Genomic DNA, 22553 nt, shown 5'->3' with positions numbered 1-22553 from the left:
GGGGTTGTGGGGAGGGTTGGGCGGGGCCCAGCGGGTCTGCTTGATCGTGGTGAGCACGTCGCGGGCGGCGGCAGCCAGGGCGCAATCCGGGACGCGGCAGAGGGGGCAGCGGCCGTCCCGGCCGGGCTGGTGGTCACGCAGGGTCCAGCGGGCGGTCAGGGTGAGCCGGTTGAGGATCTGGGCCAGGGTCAGGAAGGGGGCGGTCATCCTCGGGTCACCCCCAGGGTGGCGGCGAGCGCGAGAACCGTGGACGGCGCGTCGGGGTGGCGGAGGGTGTCGGCGAGCACCTGCCGGGCGGCGGGCCGGTGGTGTACCTCGGCGGGCGCGATCCGGTCGGCCTCCAACAACATCCGGGTGGCGCCGACCGGGTCGGCATCCTGAAGGTACGCGCGGGCGACATCGATCAGGTGAGCGGCGCGATGCTCGGGCGGCAACCATCGCCAACCATCACGCCCGATCGCCTCCTCGTGTCGGGCAATCGCCTCGTCGGTCGTACCCGACTCGACTGCGACCGTGACCCCGGCGAGAGCCACCGCCGTCGGTCCGAAGCCGGTGTGCTGGTGGTCGTGCCCGTCGCCGACCTCGGCGGCCAGGTCGGCGGCCTCGTCCAGGCGGGTGGCAACGGCTGGTTCGTCGCCGTGCCGGGCCGCCGCGAGCGCCGCCTGCACGAGCAACGTCCCGCACAACGACAGTCGCGCCGGGTCAGGATCGGCCTGACCGATCCGGTATGCGGCCGCGAGGGTGGCCCGGCCCGCCTCCCGCGCCCGACCTCCGGCCCGCAACACCTGACCGAGTTGCACGGTGGCCGCCGCCGTCAGCATCGGATCACCGGCCGCCACGCTCATCGCCCGGTCGGCGGCCAGCCAGCCCAACTCGGCCTCACCCAACTTGACCAGCAGCGACGCGGTCACCCGGTACGCCTCCACCAGCGACACCCGACCCTCCTGCGGCTCACGGGCATACCCCCGCTGCGCGCCGGCCACCAGTTCGGGCAGCAACCCGATCAGCGGCGGGTACCGGGCAAGCTGATAGCTGGTCCAGGCGTGCGCCACCGAGCCAGCCAGCGCGGCCCCGTCCGGCGGGTTCCGGCGCGCCGTCGGCCGATCAAAAGCGATGTCGTACGCGCACAGCGCCGCCCGGATCGACTCCACGCCCTCGACCCGCGTGGTCACCTCGAGGGGCCGACTGTCCTGCCCGAGCAGCATCGCCTGATCGATGCGTAGGGCGGCGGCGATGTCCCGCAACGTGGAGACCTTGTCCAGCGCCCGTACGCCCCGCTCGACCTTGTCCACCCAGCTCTTCGACTTGCCGAGCCGATCGGCGAACACCTGCTGCGACATCCTCCGCCGCACCCGCCAGTACGCCACCCGCCGCCCGACCGGCACCTCACTCTCCACGGCGCGATCCCGTTGTGGATCAGTCGAACGTGGCCTACCCATGCTCTGCCGTTCGCGCGCCGACGAGTAGGGCGAACGTCAATCCACAGCCTGCCGCCGCATGACATCCAGGCGCAGCGCTTCGGTCCGATGGCCCGCAGGGACCAGACGGCCTTTCCAGGAGGTTGACCATTCGGAACCTTCCGCCCTGTATCGAGTAGGTGCCCACCGCAGTGCGTGCGGAGCACTCTCAGGGGTGGGTATGCGGGCCGGAACCAAGGAGTTTGCCGAAACCAGGGAACCGACCCGGCATGGAACCCACTCCTACATGTTGGAGTAGGTCAAGGCACATGTAGCTAGATCATGAAACTTGCTGGAACAGGTTCCTTCGTGATCAGATTGGCGTGCCGAAGCCAGGGAACCGACGGAGATCCATATGCCGACCGAGAAAGTTGACTACCGGCGCATAGCGAACGAGATCACAAGCCAGATCAAATCTGGTGAGCGTGCGCCGGGCGAGAAGCTGCCGTCCACACGTCAGCTTGCCGAGCAGTACGGCGTGCACATCTCCACCATCCACCGGGTCATGTCGCTTCTGAAGGACAGGGAATTGGTCGAGGGGCATCCAGGTAAGGGCGTCTACGTGGCTGAGCCGGAACACAAGTCCGAGTGAGCAAGGCGCGCCGACAGTGGGTCGAGCTTCCTCGCGATTACCGAGACGGACCGGGTCGCCCGACCCCACGCGGAGGCGCGTAGGTAATGCGCAAGACCGATCGTGATCTTTGTGCTCGGCAGTTCCCGGTGCGACAGGGGCCGCGCACGGCCACTCGCGAGCCGTGCGGTCGTGTCTGGCGCCCCTCAACGCAACGGCGCCGAACTCAACAACTCAGCAGGGTGGGGTGCCGCCCGCCCAGGTTTTCGGCCAGTTGATCCGGATGCCGGTGGCGGCGAGGTCGCCGAGGTCGATCCCTGCGAACGGGTTGGTGACGTACCGCACCTGGTCATGTTCGGGGCCCGCCTTGCTGACGGTGACCAGAGCAAGTCGGTAGTGGGGGGCGGCGTTCTTGCCGGTGATGACCTCGTTGTGGGTGACGAAGAAGTCCTCGGCGCCCTCGATGCGGGCCTTGACCTCAATGCGGACCGACGGGCCGGCGTCCGCGGGGAGGGACAGGATGTCGTACCCGGGGTTGTTGAAGGCCTCTTCCCGGGGATCACGGCCGAGTGCGCGCTCGGTGGCGAGCACCAACTCGATTCCGCGCCGTTCGACGGCCCTCGTCTCCTTGGCGTGGATGGGAGCGTCGGCGGGGATGTCGGCACCGACCGCCGACAACGGCAGCACCAGAGCGGCAGTCATGATGCGCGGGGGCTTGGTGGCTAACCGGGCCTGCTGGTCGAGCAACGCCAGCCGCGACTCCCGGCGGGCCTGGAGTTCCTGTGCCTTACGCAAGAGGCCATCGGAGCTCTCCGCGGGCTTGATGCCGGCCTGTTCCTTGTCCCGGGCGGCCATCGCCTCGCTGATGAGCCGGTTGGACTCGTGCACAAGCCGCTGATCGACCCGCGCGCGGGTGCGCTCGATCTCGGCCAAGCGGCGCGGCGAGACCTCTGCCAGGTAGTCCTTCAACTGGTGGCCGATGATCCAGGTCCGGGCCTTGGCCTCGGCATCATCCAGCCAGGGCAGCCGTTTCGCGGGGGTGGGCGGGGCGGCCATGCAGTCCAGGTACGGTGCCGGGCCGGCGGGCCTGACCTGGCCGGTGGCGTCGACATAGGCGTAGCCGAAGCGGCGGGCGATGCACTCCTCGGTGCCGTCGACGACCTCCTCCACCACTCCGACCAGCAAGGTCGGCTCCTCGACCGAGGGGGAGACCAGCACGGTGCCGCGTTCAAGGGTGGGCCGTAGTTGACTGATGATCAGCTCCGCCACGGCGTCGTGCAGGGGATGCCCGGGGGCCAGCAGGTCCGCGCGGGGCCGGTCCGCCACGCTGATGTGGTCGAGTTCGAAGGTGACCCGCTCGTAACGGCTGGCCACCGGGCCATGCTTGGTCACCGCGCGGATGGCCGGGGGGACGTGGCCGATCTCGTAGCGGCCACGTTCACGCCGGGCCAACCGGCCACCTAGGCGCTGGAAGGCGAACCGGAACGCCCACTCGATGTAGTGCGGTTGCAGTCGACGCGCCCGCGCCTCCTCCATGCGGCGTTGCATCTGGGTCAGATCGGCGTCGGACATCGCGTCGCGGGTCAGCGCCCGCTCCTCCAGAAGCTCCTTGAGGCCGTTGGCGACCGAGGCGTCGATGACCTTCTCCATCTTGGCCCGGGTCTCCGGAAGGTCGCCGTACCGGATGGCTTCGATGAGCAGGTCCCGCAGCGGGGTCTCGTCGAAAGCCGAACCCAGAACGTCGAAGACCTTGCCCCCGTACGCCTTGCGCTGCTCTTCGACCTTCTGCAGCAACCGGGCGAAGACCTCGCCCTCGCGGGTGTTCGCGGCGACGAGGTTCCACAGTCGGCACACCTCGATCTGGCCGATTCGGTGGATTCGCCCGAAGCGTTGTTCGATGCGGTTCGGGTTCCATGGCAGGTCGTAGTTGACCATGAGGTGTGCGGCTTGAAGGTTGAGGCCTTCACCGGCCGCGTCGGTGGCCAGCAGGATCTGACAGGCCGGGTTCTTGGTGAACTCCTCGGTGATGGCCCGCCGGTCCACGCGTCGGACCCCACCATGGATGGCCTGTACGGCCTCCGGCTTACCGAACAGGGATCGGATCTTGCGAGCCAGATAGTTGAGTGTGTCCCGATGCTCGGTGAAAATGATCAGCTTCCGAGGATTCTCGGCGCCGGGGTGGATGAGGTCGTTGTCTTCGAGGATCCTGCGTAGCTCGACCCATTTGCGGTCGGTGTCGAGGTTGCGGACCCAGCGGGCGGAGTCGATGAGCTTGTCGAGGTCGGTCAGTTCCGCGTTGAGTTCCTCGATGGTGCGGGCTGCGGTGGCCGCGTCGAGCAACTCCTCCTCGATCTGCTCGACCTCTTCGGCGCTGCGCTCGTCGCTGTCCCAGTCCCGTGGGTCGATCAGGACCGGCCCTGCTCCCGCGACACGGCCATGGATCAGCTCGTCTCGGTGGCGCTTGAGTCGTCCGGCGCGTCGGACCAGCGACTGATGGATCGCCTCCGGGCTGGAAGCCAGTCGGCGTTGGAGCACGGTGAGCGCGAAGCCCACGGTGTTGCGGCGTTTGTCGTCCAGCCGGGCGGCACGGTTCATTCCCTCGCGTACGTACTCGGTGACCCGCTCGTAGAGGTCCCGTTCGTCTGCGGTGAGTTCGTAGGGCACGGTCTGGGCGATGCGCTCGGGGAAGAGTGGCTTGCCCTCGAAGGTGAGCAGATCCTCCTTGACCATGCGCCGCATCAGGCCGCTGGTGTCGGGGTTGTGGACCCCCGCCTTGAACCTGCCCTCGAAACCGTCGCGCTCCAGCAGGGTGAGGAAGAGCTGGAAATCCTCCTCCTTCCCGGCGTGTGGGGTGGCTGTCATCAGCAGCAGGTGACGGGTGCGGTCGCGTAGCTTCTCCCCCAGCTGGAAGCGCCGGGTCTTGGTCAGCTTGCCGCCGAAGTAGTGCGCGCCCATCCGGTGCGCCTCGTCGACCACGACTAGGTCGAAGTCGGCCTCGTCAAGGTGGCTCACCAGATTCTCGTTGCGGGCCAGCTGGTCCATTCGGGCGATGAGGAGCGGGTGCTGCTCGAACAGGTTCGATCCGAGTGCGGCGTCGACCATCGTCATGGTCAGGATGTCGAAGCGGAGGCCGAACTTGAAGAACAGTTCGTCCTGCCACTGGTCGACGAGTCCGCCGGGGGCCACGATCAGACAGCGCTGCACATCGTCTCGGAGCAGCAGTTCCTTGATGTAGAGGCCGGCCATGATGGTCTTACCGGCACCCGGGTCGTCGGCCAGTAGGAAGCGCAGCGGCGTCCGGTCGAGCATGTCGCCGTAGACAGCCCGGATCTGGTGGGGGAGAGGCTGCACGTCGCTGGTCGCCACCGCAAGCATCGGATCGAACAGACCGGCCAGGGAGATCCGCTGCGCCTCGGCGACCAGCCGGAACTCTTCGGCGCTGGCGTCGAATGGTCGACTGCCCGCGTCAGAGGGACTCAGCTTGGCCTCGTCGGCCCGGAAGATCACCTGCTGGCGGAGAGCCCCGTCAAGGGTCTTGTAGGTCAGCTCCACGGCATCACGCCCATGCCACTGCACCGCGAGCACCGACACGGTCTCACCGGGCACCACCCCGGTCAACCGGACACCTGACGAAAGCTCCTCGAGCCGCACCCGCCACCTCCCCAACGACAGCTCGCGAGAGCCTACCGGTGGTCATCGACGCGACCGGCCGGCGTCGCCTCGACCTAGGCCGCGCGACCAGCCGTTATGGCGCTGGCGTCGGCTTTGCGACAGCCACCGACAGGAGTTGGAGGGTGCACTACGGTACCGTCCTCAATCCCTCGATCATCAGGTGCGCATGAACAAGACCGAGCGTGAAGAGATGCGCCGCCTCACGGCGGACTTCGAGCGATGGAGTCAACTCGCTGGGGACGCCCAAGGTTGGCACCAGGCTGTCTGGGACAGCGCCGGCAGTGCCGAGGCGGCCCTGCGCGCGCGCAGCGTCGTGGTCACCCGGTCCGGGCAGCCCGCGTGGCAGGTAGTCGCGCTCTCCGACAGCGACCGGACTCTCGTCCACCGACTGTGGGAGCGGGCCATGCTACCCGCGACGACGAACGCCGATCGCGCCCTGCTGCGTCTGCTCACCAACGACGTACCTCGCGCCGTCGCCGATGTCGTACCCCTGCTCGGTGTGCGGCGCTTCTTCACCGGGGCCGCAAGGCGGCAGTCAGCGGTCACTGCGGCTGAGTTCCTGCGGAGCAGGCACGCGGAGATCATCGGGACCGGTGGACCGCAGCGCCTAGCCCAGCTCGGCGTCTACACCGCCCCCCTCGACCCAGCCCGGGCCAGGATTGACGACCTGCTCCACCCGGCTCTCCGCTTCGACCTCGTCACCGGACGGCCCGGTCCGCAACCGGAACTCATGCCCCGGGCGGTTTTCGAGGGCCTGCCGGAGGCGCTGGCCACTGTCGCCAAGGCGATGGCCGGTGAGGAGTCGTACCGCTCGGCTGCACGCGACGCCGGTGACAAGGTCAGACGTGCCGAGGTCGAACGGCTGTTGCAGGAGATGCCGGTGGAGGCGTTGAAGGCCGCCACCCGCGACCGGCTCCGGCTCGGGCCCCTCGCGGAGGCAGGCATCACCACCGTGCAGGGCGTGCTACGCGTCGGCACCTCGTTGCAGGCGCTTCCGGGGGTGGGGGAGACCTCGGCTCGACGGATGATCGGCGCTGCCCGTGCGATCTGGCAGACGACATACGACGAGATGCCGGTCCGCATCGACATCAGCCACCGTCGGTCGGAAACCACGAACCTGCTGCGTAGCCTTGCCGTCTGGGACGCGTACCGGCAGACCCGAGGGGCGGCAGCCGACCTCGAACGCGCCGCCGAACTCGCGCCGCTGGCGAAGGTCGTGAACCATGCCACGAGTCACCTGCTCGTGATTCCGACCCGGGGTCTCACCGCCGCAGGGGTGCGCGAGGGCATCCAGATCGTCATGCGGCGGGCCGAACTGCTCGGCATATCGACCACATCCGGCCGGCAGAGCAAGTCGGCAGACCCGTGGGATGACTTTCTCGCCCGACCCGCCGACTACTTCGCGATGCTCGCCGAGTTGGGTTTCATCACCGACGACGAGGAGGCGGCACACGGCGATCTTCCCGATGAGATCATTCAGGCCGTCCGTGACCAGGCACTCGACGGCGAACACCTGACCGCCTCGCTGCGTGGCTACCAGAGCTTCGCCGCCCGGTTCGCCCTCGTGCAACGCAAGGTGATCATTGGGGACGAAATGGGTCTCGGCAAGACCGTCGAGGCCATCGCTGTCCTGGCCCATCTGCGTAGCCGGGGAAAGACCCACTTCCTGGTGGTGTGCCCAGCCTCCGTGGTGACCAACTGGATCCGCGAACTCGGCGGCAAGTCGACGTTGCGACCGCACCGGGTCCACGGCCCGGAGCGGGATCGCGCGGCCCGCCTCTGGCAGCGGGACGGTGGAGTGGCCGTCACCACGTACGAAACCCTGGCCTGGTGGGAGTCGGAGCTACAGAAGTGCCGCCAGTTGGCCTGTGCCGTGGTGGACGAGGCCCACTACATCAAGAACCCGTACGCCCAGCGAACGATGAGGACGAAGGAGCTCATTGCGCGCGCTGAGCGGGCCATTCTGCTCACGGGCACGCCGCTGGAGAACAAGGTCGACGAGTTCCGCAACCTTGCCTCCTACGTACGCCCCGATCTCACGGTGGACGCGAACGATCTGTCACCCAAGCGCTTCCGGCGGCAGATCGCACCCGCGTACCTGCGTCGTAACCAGGAAGACGTGCTGACCGAACTTCCGCAACTCATCGAGGTTGAGGAATGGCTTCCGATGTCCGAGGCGGACCTGTCCCGATATCGGGGGGCCGTCCAGCGGGGCAACTTCATGGAGATGCGCCAGGCGGCCGTGCTTGAGGGGCCTCAGTCCACGAAGCTGAGACGCCTCATCGAGATCGTCCGCGAAGCGGAGGACAACGAGCGGCGAGTCATCGTGTTCTCCCACTTCAGGGAGGTGCTCGACCTGGTCGCCCGGTCCCTTCCCGGGCCGGTGTTCGGACCACTCACCGGGTCGGTGCCGCCGAGCCACCGCCAGCAGATGGTGGACCGGTTCTCGGCTGCCCGACACGGTGCCGTCCTGGTGGCCCAGATCGTCGCTGGGGGCGTGGGACTCAACATTCAGTCCGCGTCCGTCGTCGTCATCTGCGAGCCTCAACTCAAGCCGACGACCGAGGCGCAGGCTGTCGCGCGCGCCCATCGGATGGGGCAGGTGCAGTCGGTGCAGGTTCACCGGCTGCTCTCCGACGAGGGCGTCGACCAACGCATCGCCGACCTGTTGGCGGACAAGCGCCGCATATTCGACGATTTCGCCAGGGTCAGTGACATGGCCGATTCAAGCCCGGAGGCAGTGGACCTCACCGAGGCGGAACTCGTCCGAGAGGTGCTGGCAGCCGAGCGTCGACGCCTGTTCGAACGCGCTTCCCCCCGCACCGGCACCCAGGACAGTACGCCGGCATAGTCCTGAACAAGGCGCTTCCAGTGCGTGCTGGAAACCGGTCGTCTCGATCCGTTCTCGCTCTCAGCTCGACAGGGCCTGCACACCACCTGGCTCGGCGACCGCCGTGGGCTGTTCCCGTAGGGCAAGCGAGTGGCGTTGTCGACGTCTGAAATGCTTCGGGGCGTGACGACCGGCCGACCTCGAGGACACCGGCGACGCCGTCGGCGTCTGCCCTGGCTGCTGCTGGTGGTCGGGCTGGTGGGGGTGCTCGGCGCGGTCGCGTACGTCGTGGTGCCGCAGGTGTTGCCGCCGGGGCCGCGGCCGTTGTTCCAGATGCCGGTGGGGTGCGGGGAGACCTGGCAGTTGGGCACCTATCCCGGTCACGGCGACAACGACGTGGACTTCTTCCCCCTCGACGGTGATCCGTGGGGGCAGCCGGTGCTCGCCGCGTACGCGGGCACGGTGACCGTGGCGGGCATCAACGGGTCGCTCGGTGGGCGTACGCCGGAGGATCCGGACGGGCCTCGGGGCCGCGGTGGCGGCTACTGGGTGAAGATCGACCACGGCGGGCGGTGGGAGACCCAGTACCTGCACCTGCTGGAACCGCCGATGGTGCAGGTCGGGCAGCGGGTCGCCCAGGGGCAGCAGATCGGGCGGATCGGCAGCACCGGCAATTCCGGTGCCCCGCACCTGCACTATGAGCAGCGTGCGGGATGGCGCAAGGTGGAGACGTGGTTCGACGGTCAGCCGTCGGGCATCACCCACGACGACGCCGAGTACACCGTTCGATTGACAAGTAACAACTGCGCTGCCGGCGACCCGGGCTGAGGCGGGCCGGCGCGCACAAGGTCACATCTCGATGGCGATGCTCGTCGACTGCAGGTCTCCAACCTGCCGGTCGGATGGTTTGCGGTTAGCGTGGGGGCCGGCAGCAGGCAGCAGAATCCAGGGGGAGGACCATGTCCAGCACCAGATTCCGGTTGGCCGGGGCCACACTCGCGCTGACGCTCCTCGCGGCGGCCGGGTGCAGCGCGGGGGAGGGCGTCGATGTCGACGGCGGGAACGGGACCGCCGCGGGCGGTGTCCTCAACGCCGCCATCGGTGGTGAACCCGACCAGCTCGACCCGCACAAGACCTCGGCCTACTACAGCTTCCAGGTGCTGGAGAACGTCTTCGACACCCTGGTGGAGCCGGACGCGAACCTGGAGATGCAGCCGTCGCTGGCCACCGAGTGGACCACCAGCGACGACCAGCTGACCTGGACGTTCACCCTGCGCGAGGGGGTCAAGTTCTCCGACGGTACGCCGTTGACCGCCGAGGACGTCGTCTACTCGTACAACCGGATCATCGACGAGAAGCTGAACACGGCGTACAAGTTCGGCACCGTCAAGTCGGTGGCCGCGTCGAACCCGACCACCGTGGTCATCACCCTGTCCGCGCCCACCCCGAATCTGCTGGCCAACCTGGGCGGCTTCAAGGGGGTGGCGATCGTGCAGAAGGCCAACGTGGAGTCCGGAGAGATCACCACCAAGCCGATCGGCAGTGGACCCTTCGCCATCGGCGGCTACACCTCCGGCGACAACATCCAGTTGGTCCGCAACGACAACTACTGGGGTGAGCGGCCCAAGCTCGACGGGGTGCGGTTCACCTTCGTCAGCGACCCCACGGTGGCGTTGCAGAACCTGCGCGGCAACGAGGTGCAGTGGACCGACAACCTGCCCCCGCAGCAGGTGCCCGCGCTGCTCGACGGCGACGAGCCGACCGTCGAGTCGGTGCCGTCGACGGACTACTGGTACCTGGCCCTCAACCAGGCGCGTAAGCCGTACGACGACGTCAACGTGCGCCGGGCGATCGCGTTCGCGCTGGACCGCGAGGCGATCACCAAGGCCGCCAAGTTCGGGTTGGCCACGGTCAACCAGACGGCGATTCCGCAGAACAGCGCCTTCTACTACGAGTACGCCCCGTACTCGCACGATGTGAACCAGGCCCGGCAGCTGCTCGACCAGGCCGGGGTCAGTGACCTGACCATGGACCTGATGGTGACGAGCGAGTACCCGGAGACGGTCACCGCCGCCCAGGTCATCGCCTCACAGCTGGAAGCGATCGGCGTCAACGTCAAGATCCGTACGCTGGACTTCGCGCAGTGGCTCGACGAGCAGGGCAACGGCAACTTCGACTCGTTCATGCTCGGCTGGCTGGGCAACATCGACCCGGACGAGTTCTACTACGCCCAGCACCACAGCGGCGGCACGTTCAACTTCCACAAGTACAACAACCCCGCCGTCGACCAACTGCTGGACCGGGCCCGCACGCAGACCGACCAGGGCGCCCGCAAGCAGCAGTACGAGCAGGTGGCCAAGCAGATCGTCGACGACGCCAGCTACATCTACCTCTACAACCCCGACGTGGCGCAGGGCTGGTCGAAACAGGTCACCGGCTATCAGGTACGCACCGACCGGGCGATCCGGTTCCGCGACGTGGCGTTGACACGGTGAGCGGGCAGGGGACCGCAGGTGGCCCGCTTCGTCATCCGCCGACTGCTCCAGTCCTGTGTGGTGCTGCTCGGCGTCACCCTCGTGGTGTTCCTGCTGCTGCAACTGGTGCCGGGTGACCCGGTCCGGGTGGCGCTGGGCACCCGGTTCGACCCGCAGACCTACGAGGCGCTGCGGGCTCGGGCCGGGCTGGACCAGCCCCTGGTGGTGCAGTACTTCGACTATCTGCGGCGGGCGCTGACCGGCGACCTGGGGGTCAGCTTCCGCAGCGGTCGGCCGGTCACCGCCATCGTGTTGGAGCGACTGCCCGCGACGCTGTCGCTGGCCGTGACCGCTGTGCTGTTCGCGTTGGTGATCGCCCTGCCGTTGGGCATCGTGTCGGCCATGCGCAGCGGATCGTTCGTCGACCACGCGGCGCGGGTGTTCAGCCAGTTCGGTGTCTCAGTGCCGGATTTCTGGATGGGCATCATGGGCATCCTGCTCTTCGCCGGGGTGCTCGGCTGGCTGCCGCCGTCGGGGTACGTGGCGTTGACCGAGGACCCGGCCCGGTGGGCGTCGCACGTCGCCCTGCCGGCGGCGACCGTGGGCCTGGTGACCGCGTCGATCCTGACCCGGTTCATCCGCTCGTCGATGCTTGAGGTGCTGTCGGAGGACTACGTCCGTACCGCCGAGGCGAAGGGACTGCGGACCCGGGTGGTGGTGTTGCGGCATGTGCTGCGCAACGCCCTGATCCCGGTGGTCACCGTGGTGGCGGTGCAGTTGGCGAGCCTGCTCGGCGGGGTGATCGTGATCGAGGTGCTGTTCGCCTGGCCGGGCATCGGCCGGCTCACCTTCGACGCGGTCCAGGCCCGCGACTATCCCGTACTCCAGGGCGCGGTGTTGCTGGTCGCGGCGCTGTTCCTACTGGTCAACCTGTTGGTGGACATTCTCTATGCCCGCCTTGACCCGAGGATCACTGTCAAATGAGCGCGCCGACGGTCAGCCCGAGCGAGGGGCAGTTGCGGCGTGCCGCGTCGGCGTTGCGCCACGACCCGCTGGCCCTGACCGGTACCGCGGTCCTGGTGCTGCTGGTCGTGGTCGGGGTGGCCGGGCCGTGGCTGGCACCGTCCGGCATCAACGACGTGGACGTCGACCGGATGCTGCAGGCGCCCAGTTGGGCGCATCCGTTCGGCACCGACGAACTCGGCCGCGACGTGCTCAGCCGGGTCATGGTCGCCGCCCGGGTGTCCCTTCAGGTCGGCGCGGTCAGCGTCGGCATCGCCCTGCTCGCCGGGGTCACCCTCGGCCTGTTCGCCGGCTACTACCGGGGCTGGGTGGACAACCTGCTGATGCGCTGCATGGACGTGCTGTTCGCGTTCCCGGTGCTGCTGCTCGCGGTGGCCATCGTGGCGGTGCTCGGGCCGGGCCTGCTCACCGCGATGATCGCCATCGGGGTGGTCTACACGCCGATCTTCGCCCGGGTCACCCGGGCCGGTGTGCTCTCGGTGCGGGAGCAGGTCTTCGTCCGGGCTGCGGTTTCCATCGGCGCGTCCGACCTGCGGATCATGCGTCGGCACGTGTTGCCGAACATCGCCGCGCCGCTGATCGTGCAGACGTCGCTGTCGCTGGCCTTCGCGATCCTGTCCGAGGCGGCGCTGTCCTTCCTCGGTCTCGGGGTGCAGCCGCCGGCCCCCGCCTGGGGTCGGATGCTCTACGACGGTCGGGGTTTCGTCACCGACGCCTGGTGGCTGGGTGTCTTTCCGGGTGCCGCCATCTTCTGCACCGTGCTGGCGTTCAACCTGGTCGGTGACGCGTTGCGTGACGTGCTCGACCCCCGTCAGTTGACTGTCAACGAGGCCAGGAGGAGCACCGGATGAGCGATGCCGTACTGGCCGTGTCGGGGCTCACCGTCACCATCGGCACCCGGCGTGGTCCGGCCCGCGCCGTGGCCGGGGTCGACTGGTCGGTCCAGGCGGGGCAGACCCTCGCCCTGGTCGGCGAGTCGGGCAGCGGCAAGAGCATGAGCGTGCTCGCCGCCACCGGCCTGGCGCCGCGCGCCGCCCGGGTGACCGGCAGCGTACGGCTGCTCGGGTCGGACTTCACCGCGTTGCCGGCGGATCGGCGGCGGCGGATGCGGGGTCGGCACGTCGGGTTCGTCTTCCAGGATCCGATGACCTCGCTCAATCCGGTGTTGAGCGTGGGTCGGCAGGTCGCCGAGGCCGGCGAGGAACATCTCGGGTTGACCCGGCGGGCCGCCCGCACCCGCGCCATCGAGCTGCTCGACCTGGTCGGCATCCCGTCGGCCGCGCAACGGGTGGACGCCTACCCGCACCAGTTCTCCGGCGGCATGCGCCAACGGGTGGTCATCGCCATGGCGTTGGCCTGCGAACCGGATCTGCTGATCGCCGACGAGCCGACCACCGCGCTGGACGTCACCACCCAGGCCCAGATCGTCGAGCTGGTCGCCGACCTGCAACAGCGCCTCGGCACCGCGGTCGTCTGGATCACCCACGACCTGGGCGTGGTCGCCGGCATCGCGGACACCGTGGCGGTGATGTACGCCGGGCGGATCGTCGAACAGGGGCCGGTCGAGGCGGTGTTCGACCGGCCGGGGCACCCGTACACCTCGGCTCTGCTCGCCGCCCGACCCGAGCCGGGGGCCGGCGGTGGCGACCTGGTCACCATCGCCGGCGCGCCACCCAGCCCGCACGACCTACCTGCCGGCTGTGCCTTCTGGCCCCGCTGCCCGGTGCGCGGCGACGCCCGATGCGAGCACGAGCTGCCGCCGCTGGTCCCGGTTGCCGGCGCACATCACGTCCGCACCTTCTACCCGCAGCGACCCGACGGGGAGGGCCGATGAAGCGCGGTGAGGTGCAGGTGCCGACGCAGCGGGGATCGACCGACGTGGTCGCCGAACTCGACGACCTGCGGGTCTGGTTCCCGACCTCGGCCGGTGTGGTCCGGGCGGTCGACGGGGTGTCGTTGCAGGTACGCCGGGGCGAGACGCTGGGGCTGGTGGGGGAGTCGGGCAGCGGCAAGTCGACAACCGGTCTGGCGCTGCTGCGCCTGGTCGATCCCACCACGGGCAGTGTCCGGGTGGCCGGGCAGGACGTGACCGGCTGGTCACGTCGGCAGCTGCGGGCGTTGCGGCGTCGGGTCGCCATGGTGTTCCAGGATCCGCAGGCGTCGCTCGACCCGCGCCGTACCGTCGGGTCCAGCATCGCCGAGCCGTTGATCGTGCACCGGCTCGTCGACAGCTCCGCCGCTCGTCGTCGCCGCGTCGAGGAACTGCTCGACGCGGTGGGTCTGCGACGGGACCTGGCCGACCGGCACCCGCACGAGCTCTCCGGCGGCCAGCGGCAGCGGGTGGGTATCGCCCGCGCGCTCGCCGGCGAGCCGGACCTGATCGTCCTCGACGAGCCGATCGCCTCGCTCGATCTCAGCGTGCAGGCGCAGATCATGAATCTGCTGCGCGGGCTGCAACGGGACCTGGGACTGACCTACCTGTTCATCGCCCACGACCTGGCCGCCGTCGAGCACATGAGCGACCGGATGGCGGTGATGTATCTGGGTCGCATCGTGGAGAGCGGCACACCGGCGCAGATCTGGCGGGAGCCCGCGCATCCGTACACCGCCGCGCTGCTGTCGGCGATTCCGGTGGCGGATCCGCAGGTCGAGCGGGAACGTCGGCGGGTCATCCTCAGCGGGGACATTCCCAGCCCGGTCGACCCGCCCAGTGGCTGCCGGTTCCGGACCCGCTGCCCGCAGGCCCGACCCGACTGCGCCGAGACCGACCCGGCGCTCGTCGAGGTCGCCGCCGGGCACCGGGCCGCCTGCCTGTACGCGGGAGAGGCCGTACGGGCGATGCGCGTCTCCTGACGCCTCCGCCGGCACCATGGCACTTGACGCGCCGTACGACCTTGTCCAGTATCCCTATATGTTCGATGGAGTATGTAGGGCACCGGGGACGTAGGCGTGTACGTGTCAGCGCGATCGGACTACGCCGTACGAGCCATGTTGGCGATGGCGCAGCAGCACCCGGCCCTGGTGAAGGCGGCGGCGCTCGCGGCCAGCCAAGACATCCCGTACTCCTTCCTGCAGGGCATCCTGCTGGATCTGCGCCGTGCCGGTCTGCTGCACAGCGCACGCGGTTCCGACGGTGGATACGCGCTGACCAGGGCACCGGAGGAGATCACCGTCGGTGACGTGCTGCGGGCCACCGGCGGGCCGCTGACCACGGTTCGGGGGGCCCCGGCCGAGGTGGCGACGTATCACGGGGTGGCCGCCGGGCTGGGTGAAGTGTGGCAGTCGGTGCACCGCGCGATCGAGCGGGTGGTCGACCGGTCCAGCCTCGCCGACCTGCTTGTGCCCGTCGACCGCTCGGCGGATGCCCACGCCGGTCGGGTCCGCACCCGGTCCGTCCCGGACTAAGGCTTGAAATCCTGTCGAGTTGGTGGGATATTCGGTGCGCGGTCGGGCAGGCGATCGATGCTGCCGCGCCGGCGTGAGCCGGGCGCGTCGGGATCGCGTCGTCGCACCGTTGTCGGCCGGGCACCGAGGCCCGGTCCGTGACCGCGATCCAACGCTGCTTTTCCTGCTGGTAGCCCAAAACGGGCATATTCCCTATCTAGTCGGTCGGATATATAGAGTGCGGGCGCGCACTGGAGGAGGACACCTGCGATGAGGCTCCGGATCAGAACGGCCATCGCTGCAGCCATGGTCACCGGCCTGGCCCTGTCGGGCTGCGGCGGCGGCACCTCGGCGAGTGACTCCAGCACCTTGAACATCGTCGGATTCGCGGTGCCCGAGGCGGCCAACAAGGCCATCGCCGCGGAATGGAACAAGACCGAGGCCGGCAAGGGGGTCCGCTTCAAGTCCTCCTACGGCGCCTCCGGCGACCAGAGCCGGGCGGTGGTCTCCGGCCTCAAGGCCGACTACGTGCACTTCTCCGTCAGCAGCGACGTGACCCGCCTGGTCGACGCCGGTCTGGTCGAGGAGAGCTGGGACGACGGCCCGAACAAGGGCATCGTCTCCTCGTCGGTCGTGGTCCTGGCCGTCCGCAAGGGCAACCCCAAGAACATCCAGGGCTGGGACGACCTGATCAAGCCCGGCATCGGCATCGTCACGCCCAACCCGGCCTCCTCCGGCGCCGCCCGCTGGAACGCCCTCGCCGCCTGGGGCCACATCGCCGCCAACGGTGGCACCGACGCCCAGGCCGAGGAGTTCCTCACCAAGCTGTTCGCCAACGTGGTGTCGCTGCCGGGCAGCGGCCGGGACGCCACCACCACCTTCCTCGGTGGCACCGGTGACGTGCTGCTGGCCTACGAGAACGAGACGATCCTGGCCCGGCAGAACGGCGAGGATCTCGACTGGATCCTGCCTCCCACCACCATCCTGATCCAGAACCCGGGCGCCGTCCTCAAGGACGCGGACCCGAAGGCGAAGGAGTGGCTGGACTTCGTACTCGGCCCGCAGGGCCAGCGGCAGTTCGCCCTGACCGGCTTCCGCCCGATCATCGACGGCGTCGACACCAGCGGCATCGAGGGCGCGCTCGACCCGGCCAACCCGTTCCCGGCCCCGCAGAAGCTGCTCACCGTCGACACGGACTTCGAGAGCTGGTCGGCGCTGTCCAAGAAGTTCTTCGACGAGAACGAGGGCATCATCACCAAGGTCATCGCGGCCTCCGGGAAGGCGAAGTGACCTCGGCAACCCTCGCTCCGGACCGGCCGGCGGCCCCCCGCCGGTCGGTCCGGAGCGGCCTGCCGCTGACCCGGGTGTCCGGGCTGGGCCTCGGCGTGGCCATGGTGTGGTTCAGCCTGCTCGTGCTGATCCCGCTGGCCGCCGTCGCGGTGACCGCCGCCGAGGGCGGCTGGGCCGGCTTCTGGCGGTCGGTGACCAACGAGCAGACCGCCGCCACCATCCGGCTGACCGTGGGCACCGCCCTGCTCGTCACCCTGGTCAACATCGTGATGGGCACCCTGATCGCCTGGGTGCTGGTCCGCGACAGGTTCTTCGGCAAGCGGGCGCTGGAGATCCTCATCGACGTGCCGTTCGCGTTGCCGACGATCGTCGCCGGCCTGGTGCTGCTCTCGCTGTACGGGCCGACCAGCCCGCTCGGGGTCAACATCGCCAACACCCGGATCGCGGTCTTCCTCGCCTTCCTCTTCGTCACCCTGCCGTTCATCGTCCGGACCGTGCAGCCGGTGCTGGCCGAACTCGACCCGGAGGTGGAGGAGGCCGCCGCGTCGCTGGGAGCCAGCCGGTACACCACCTTCCGGCGCATCGTGCTGCCGAGCCTCACCCCGGCCATCGCCGCGGGCGCGGCGTTGTCGTTCGCCCGCGCCGTCGGCGAGTACGGCTCACTGGTGCTGCTCACCGGCAACCTGCCGATGCGCACCGAGGTGGCCTCCGTACGCATCCTCAGCAGCATCGAGAACGACAACATCGACAGCGCGGCGGCGGTCGCGGTGGTGCTGCTGGCCATCTCGTTGGCCGTCATCATCGTGCTCGACGTCATCCAGCGGAGGGTGGTACGCCGTGGCTGAACACTCGATCACCCGTACCCCGGTCGGTCGCCGGCCCGGCCGGTACGTGCTGCGCGCGGTGGTCACCGCGTACCTGTTCCTCCTGGTGGCCTGGCCGTTGTACCTGGTCGGCCGCAACGCCCTCGCCGACGGCTTCACCAGCCTGGGCGACATTCTCACCGATCCCGACGTCACTCACGCCCTGCGGCTGACCGTGGTCATCGCGGTGACCGCCGTCGTGATCAACACGGTGTTCGGCGTCGGCATCTCGATCCTGCTGGTCCGCTACGACTTCCCCGGCAAGCGGACGCTGAACGCCCTGCTCGACATGCCGCTGTCGGTTTCGCCCATCGTCGTCGGTCTGGCCTTGGTGCTTGTCTACGGCGGTCGGGAGGGCTGGTTCGGCCCGACGCTCGAAGCGGCCGGCTTCCAGATCATCTTCGCCACTCCGGGCATGGTGCTGGCCACCGTGTTCGTGGCGTTGCCGCTTGTCATCCGGGAGGTCGTACCGGTCCTTCAGGAGATCGGCGACGAGCAGGAACAGGCCGCCCGCAGCCTCGGCGCCAACGCCGTGCAGACGTTCCGCCGGATCACCCTGCCGGCGATCAAGTGGGGCGTGATCTACGGCGTCGTGCTCAGCCTGGCCCGTTCCCTGGGCGAGTTCGGCGCGGTGAAGGTCGTCTCCGGCAACGTGCTCGGCGAGACCCGTACGGCCACCCTCGTCGTCGAGGAGAAGTACCTGAACTTCGACAAGGGCGGCTCGTACGCGACGGCGTTCCTGCTGGCTCTCGTCGCTGTCGCCTGCATCATCGTCGTGTCCGTCCTGAGGCCGAAGGAAGACCGTTGAGCATCGAGATTGTCAACGTCGGCAAGCGTTTCGGCGACTTCGTCGCACTGGACGACGTGTCGGTGAGCATCCCGTCCGGCCGCCTGACCGCCCTGCTCGGTCCGTCCGGTGGCGGCAAGTCCACCCTGTTGCGGATCATCGCGGGCCTGGAGCGCGCCGATGTCGGCAAGGTGGAGATCGAGGGCGTGGACGCCACCGGTCTGCCGCCGCAGAAACGCAACGTCGGCTTCGTGTTCCAGCACTACGCCGCGTTCAAGCACCTGACCGTACGCCGCAACGTGGCCTTCGGTCTGGAGATCCGTAAGCGGCCCAAGGACGAGATCCGTCGGCGGGTCGACGAGCTGCTCGCCCTGGTCCACCTGGAACAGTTCGCCGAGCGCCTGCCCGCGCAGCTCTCCGGCGGGCAGCGTCAGCGGATGGCGTTGGCCCGGGCGTTGGCCGTCGAGCCGACCGTGCTGCTGCTCGACGAGCCGTTCGGCGCCCTGGACGCCAAGGTCCGCAAGGAGTTGCGGGACTGGCTGCGCCGGCTGCACGACGAGGTGCACGTCACCACCGTCTTCGTCACCCACGACCAGGAGGAGGCCCTGGAGGTCGCCGACGAGATCGTGGTGATCAACGAGGGGCGGGTGGAGCAGATCGGCTCGCCCGACGACCTGTACGACCGTCCGGCCAACGAGTTCGTCATGCGCTTCCTCGGCCCGGTCACCCAGCTCGGCGACCAGTTGGTGCGCCCGCACGACCTGCAACTGTTCTCCGACGGCACCACCGGCGTGGCCGCCCGGGTGACCCGGGTGACCCGGATCGGTTTCGAGATCCGCGTCGACGTGGCCACGACCGGCGGTCAGCCGGTGACGGTGACGCTCACCCGCAACGAGTTCCTCGCCCTGGGCATCGCGGTCGACTCCGAGGTGCGGGTGCAGCTCGCGCCGGGCAGCCCCAGTACGACGGTGAGCACCCCGGAACAGCGCACCGCCGAACCCAGCCTCGCCACGACCACCTCGTGACCCGGGGCGCGCACCCTGCGCGCGGCGTCCGCTGAACACTGTGGGTGCGTTTCTTGTCGCTGGAGCAGCAGGAAACGCACCCACAGCGTCGTGCTGTTGCGGCCGAAACGGGGAGAGCCGTCCGGGATCTGGACGCCACTTGTCATGGTCCGGTAGACCGGCTCAGAATATCGACATAACCAACCGGATCAGTAGGTTATTGACCGGAGGCCGTTCCCGGAGCGTAGGGAGTACCCCATGGCGCCGCCCACCGACGATCTCGAGCCCGTCGATGCCGACGTGGCGGAGCTCCGCAACCTCCTGCGTCACCAGGCGAGCACGGTCACCGTGGTCACCGCGCCCGGCCCCCCGCTGGCCGGATTCACCGCCACCTCCTTCTCCGCCGTCTCGCTCCGACCGCCGGTCGTGTCGTTCTGCGTGGACACCGGCTCGTCGAGCTGGCCCACCATGGCGGCGGCACGGCATGTCGGGGTGCACCTGCTCGCCCACGACCAGCACCAACTCGCGCGGACCTTCGCCACCAGCGGGATCAACCGGTTCGCGGCGCCGACCCGTTGGCAGCCCGGCCCGGAGGGCGTACCCGTCCTGGCCGATGCGCTGGCCTGGCTGCTGTGCCGGGTGATCGACCGGGTCAGGGTCGGCAGTCACGCCATCGTGCTGGCCGAACCGGAACTGCTCCGCAGCGCCGGCACCGGCTCACCACTGCTCTACCACCGAGGCCGCTACACCGGCCTACCGGCAGCCCACGTACCCGGCTGAAGCGCCCCTTCCGCCGAACCGTCCCGACGCCGTGCCGTGCCTGTCTAACATCGGGAAAGCCGCAGGTCGCGGTGAGGGAGGGGCGTCGGAGGATGGCGTACGGCAGCGGGCAGGGTGCAGCGCAGCGGACCTGCCGCCCGGCATCCGGCGGCAGTGACACCGGCCGAGGCCCGCTCGCCTTCCCGCGCAGCTGACCCGGCCTGGCTGTGGGCCGGCGCTGGCGGATCCCCCGACCGGCCCCCGGCCGGGGCGTGCCCACCGTCACCCCCTTCGAGATCTTCTTCGACCTGGTCTTCGTCTTCGCCCTCACCCGCATCGTCGCCTTCATGGGCAAGCCACCGGACCCGGTGGCGATGGGACGCGGACTGCTGCTGCTGATGCTGCTCTGGTTCGCCTGGTCCGGATACCTCTGGCTGGGCAACGAGACGCGCGTCGACCTGCCACCGGTACGCCTGGCGGTACTGGCGGCGATGGCGGGGCTTTTCGTCGCGGCCCTGGTCATGCCGGCAGCCTGGACCAGCGGACCGGGTCTGGATGGGCCACTGCTGCTGGCCCTGTCGTACATGCTGATGCGCGCCGTGCACGTGTCGCTCTACTACTGGGTGAGCGGGCCGATGCAGCGGTTGCGGCTCCGGCGCTTCGCCATGGCGAGCGTGCTGGCCTGGGTGCCCCTGTTGATCGGTGCGGTGTACGGCGGCTGGGCGCAGACCGGGCTGTGGGCGCTCGCGTTCGTGATCGAGGTCGGCGGGGATCGCGGGGTGGTGCAGAACCGGTTCGGTGGATGGCCGCTGCGCAGTCCCGACTACTTCGCCGAACGGCATGGCCTGATTCTGATCATCGCGCTGGGGGAGTCGTTCCTCGCGGCCGGTGTGGGCGTCGGCGTCGGCGTCATGGTCACCAGGCCTACGGTGCTGGCTGCGGCAGTGATCGGGTTCGTACTGATCTCCTGTCTGTGGGCGGTCCACTTCGACCGGGTCAGCCCGGTCGCCGAAACGGCGCTGCTGCGCGCGCGTGGCGCGCAGCGGGACCGGGTCGGCGCGGACGTCTACTCCCTGGGGCACCTGCCGCTGCTCGCCGGCGTCATCTACACGGCGCTCGGCTTCGAGGACGTGCTCGCCGTGGTCTCCGCCGGTGACGAGCCGGGTGGTCAGCCGCTGGGTTGGCCGGGCGCCGTCGCGCTCTACGGCGGGACCTCGCTCTACCTGATGAGTACGCTGCTGGTGCGGAGACTGTCGGGCTGTGACGGCGGGTTGGCGCACCTGCTCGTCAGCGTGGTGCCGCTACTGCTGCTGCCGGTCGGCCGGTCCCTGCCCGCCCTGGCGGCCATCGGCCTGCTCGCCGCCTACACGGTGGGCGTTGCGTTGTTGCCCCGGATCGAGTCCGCGCTGGCCGACCGACGGCAGGGCCCGACGAGTGCCGGCGAGCCGTGAACCCGGGCAGCTCCGATGGCGGGCACCGGACGCGGCGTGGTCAGGACGAGGTGCCCGGCTGATCAGGGTTCGACAGCTCGTGTCGGTACGGCGGGTCGGCGCCCGGGCGGGTGCAGGTGACGGCGGCGACCTCGACCGCGTACCGCAGGGCCGCGGCGATGTCCGCGTCAGGCCATCCGGGTGCGGCGCGGGACAGCTGCGCCAGCAGCCCGGCGGTGAACGCGTCACCGGCACCGATGGTGTCGGCCACCTCGACGACCGGAGCCGGCTGCCGGAAGTGGTGGGGGCCGGACACGGCGAGCGCACCGCCGGCGCCCAGGGTCACCACCGCGAGGGTGACCCCGAGGTCCTGCCAGTGCCGCAGCACGTCCTCGACCGGTCGACCCGGGTAGAGCCAGGCCAGGTCCTCCTCGCTGGCCTTGACCAGGTGGGCCAGTCGCGCCAGGTGCTCGACGCGGGCGCGGGCCGGTGCGGGGCCACCGAGCAGGCCGGCGCGGATGTTCGGGTCGATGCTGATCAGGGTGCCTCGGGCCCGCGCGGTACGCAGGGCGTCGGCCACCCGGTCGGCGCCGGGGGAGAGGAACACCGCCAGCGAACCGGTGTGCAGGATGCCTCGGCCGGTCAGCGCGGGGGACAACTCCGCGTCGCGCCACTGCCAGTCGGCGGTGCCGTCGACGTAGAAGTCGTACGTGGCGACTCCGTCGTCGTCGAGCGAGGCGATCGCCAGGGTGGCCGGATCGTCGGTGTCGACGGCGTGACGCAGGTCGACACCGTTGGTGTCGGCGTGGGCGCGCAGGAGGCGACCGAACCGGCTGGTAGAGAAGCGGGCGAGCAACGTGGCCGGTACGCCGAGCCGGGCCAGCCCGACCGCCACGTTGAGCGGGCTGCCGCCCGGGTGGGCGGTGAACCGGCCGTCCGGGTCCTGCACCAGGTCGACGACAGCCTCACCGAGCACGGTGACCGTCGGGGAAGGGTCGCTGGTGTGCAC

The 22553-nt window shown here is 69.3% G+C and carries 19 protein-coding genes; 15 read left to right on the top strand and 4 right to left on the bottom strand.

What is annotated here, in order from left to right; translation table 11 throughout:
* A partial coding sequence (locus C1A38_RS20580) for a hypothetical protein (RefSeq protein WP_102659392.1) occupies positions 1-207 on the bottom strand: 207 nt, incomplete at its 3' end.
* On the bottom strand, positions 204-1397 hold the full coding sequence (locus tag C1A38_RS20575; protein WP_233196926.1) for a helix-turn-helix domain-containing protein: 1194 nt from the start codon (positions 1395-1397) through the stop codon (positions 204-206). The genes C1A38_RS20575 and C1A38_RS20580, both read right to left, overlap by 4 nt.
* 415 nt (positions 1398-1812) lie before the next feature.
* On the opposite strand from C1A38_RS20575, the gene C1A38_RS20570 reads away from it, so the two are divergent.
* On the top strand, positions 1813-2049 hold the full coding sequence (locus C1A38_RS20570; RefSeq protein WP_102659391.1) for a winged helix-turn-helix domain-containing protein: 237 nt from the start codon (positions 1813-1815) through the stop codon (positions 2047-2049).
* A 213-nt stretch (positions 2050-2262) separates the two neighbouring features.
* Here the strand turns inward: C1A38_RS20570 and C1A38_RS20565 are convergent, their stop codons facing one another.
* The gene (locus C1A38_RS20565) at positions 2263-5679 is read right to left on the bottom strand and encodes a DUF8742 domain-containing protein (RefSeq protein ID WP_102659390.1); all 3417 of its coding nucleotides are present in this window, start codon (positions 5677-5679) and stop codon (positions 2263-2265) included.
* A 187-nt stretch (positions 5680-5866) separates the two neighbouring features.
* Between C1A38_RS20565 and C1A38_RS20560 the strand changes: the two genes are divergently transcribed.
* The 14 genes from C1A38_RS20560 (at position 5867) to C1A38_RS20495 (ending at position 21565) form a co-directional block, all read left to right on the top strand.
* Positions 5867-8551 (top strand): DEAD/DEAH box helicase, encoded by a 2685-nt coding sequence (locus C1A38_RS20560; RefSeq protein WP_102659389.1) that lies wholly within the window; start codon positions 5867-5869, stop codon positions 8549-8551.
* A 162-nt stretch (positions 8552-8713) separates the two neighbouring features.
* Positions 8714-9358: a M23 family metallopeptidase gene (locus C1A38_RS20555; protein ID WP_102659388.1), complete on the top strand. Its 645-nt coding sequence runs from the start codon at positions 8714-8716 to the stop codon at positions 9356-9358.
* A 131-nt stretch (positions 9359-9489) separates the two neighbouring features.
* Complete coding sequence (locus C1A38_RS20550) at positions 9490-11025, top strand: ABC transporter substrate-binding protein (protein WP_102659387.1); 1536 nt, start codon at positions 9490-9492, stop codon at positions 11023-11025.
* Between the two features lie 18 nt (positions 11026-11043).
* Complete coding sequence (locus tag C1A38_RS20545) at positions 11044-11988, top strand: ABC transporter permease (protein WP_102659386.1); 945 nt, start codon at positions 11044-11046, stop codon at positions 11986-11988.
* Complete coding sequence (locus C1A38_RS20540) at positions 11985-12878, top strand: ABC transporter permease (protein ID WP_102659385.1); 894 nt, start codon at positions 11985-11987, stop codon at positions 12876-12878. The genes C1A38_RS20545 and C1A38_RS20540 overlap by 4 nt, the downstream gene beginning before the upstream one ends.
* The gene (locus C1A38_RS20535; protein ID WP_102659384.1) at positions 12875-13861 is read left to right on the top strand and encodes an ABC transporter ATP-binding protein; all 987 of its coding nucleotides are present in this window, start codon (positions 12875-12877) and stop codon (positions 13859-13861) included. The genes C1A38_RS20540 and C1A38_RS20535 overlap by 4 nt, the downstream gene beginning before the upstream one ends.
* On the top strand, positions 13858-14880 hold the full coding sequence (locus tag C1A38_RS20530; protein WP_102659383.1) for an ABC transporter ATP-binding protein: 1023 nt from the start codon (positions 13858-13860) through the stop codon (positions 14878-14880). Before C1A38_RS20535 ends, C1A38_RS20530 begins: the two co-directional genes overlap by 4 nt.
* A 96-nt stretch (positions 14881-14976) precedes the next feature.
* The gene (locus C1A38_RS20525; protein WP_102659382.1) at positions 14977-15432 is read left to right on the top strand and encodes an RrF2 family transcriptional regulator; all 456 of its coding nucleotides are present in this window, start codon (positions 14977-14979) and stop codon (positions 15430-15432) included.
* Positions 15433-15681: 249 nt separating this feature from the next.
* Entirely contained in the window at positions 15682-16701 is a 1020-nt protein-coding gene (locus tag C1A38_RS20520; protein WP_102659381.1) for a sulfate ABC transporter substrate-binding protein, read from the top strand.
* Positions 16698-17546, top strand: coding sequence for a sulfate ABC transporter permease subunit CysT (cysT, locus tag C1A38_RS20515; RefSeq protein ID WP_102659380.1), 849 nt, complete (start codon positions 16698-16700; stop codon positions 17544-17546). The genes C1A38_RS20520 and cysT overlap by 4 nt, the downstream gene beginning before the upstream one ends.
* Positions 17539-18372, top strand: a complete 834-nt coding sequence (locus C1A38_RS20510) for a sulfate ABC transporter permease (protein ID WP_102659379.1) — start codon at positions 17539-17541, stop codon at positions 18370-18372. The genes cysT and C1A38_RS20510 overlap by 8 nt, the downstream gene beginning before the upstream one ends.
* Positions 18369-19376, top strand: coding sequence for a sulfate/molybdate ABC transporter ATP-binding protein (locus C1A38_RS20505; RefSeq protein ID WP_102659378.1), 1008 nt, complete (start codon positions 18369-18371; stop codon positions 19374-19376). Before C1A38_RS20510 ends, C1A38_RS20505 begins: the two co-directional genes overlap by 4 nt.
* 237 nt (positions 19377-19613) lie before the next feature.
* Positions 19614-20135, top strand: coding sequence for a flavin reductase family protein (locus tag C1A38_RS20500; protein WP_102659377.1), 522 nt, complete (start codon positions 19614-19616; stop codon positions 20133-20135).
* A gap of 251 nt (positions 20136-20386) precedes the next feature.
* Complete coding sequence (locus C1A38_RS20495; protein ID WP_158244923.1) at positions 20387-21565, top strand: low temperature requirement protein A; 1179 nt, start codon at positions 20387-20389, stop codon at positions 21563-21565.
* Between the two features lie 40 nt (positions 21566-21605).
* On the opposite strand, the gene C1A38_RS20490 is transcribed toward C1A38_RS20495, so the two are convergent.
* The gene (locus C1A38_RS20490; protein WP_102659375.1) at positions 21606-22553 is read right to left on the bottom strand and encodes a carbohydrate kinase family protein; all 948 of its coding nucleotides are present in this window, start codon (positions 22551-22553) and stop codon (positions 21606-21608) included.

Origin of the sequence: Verrucosispora sp. ts21 (assembly GCF_002879555.1) — a bacterium.
Classification (GTDB): Bacteria; Actinomycetota; Actinomycetes; order Mycobacteriales; family Micromonosporaceae; genus Micromonospora; species Micromonospora gifhornensis.
The sequence above is the reverse complement of the archived record's forward strand: the minus strand, read 5'-3'. Positions and strand labels throughout refer to the sequence as shown.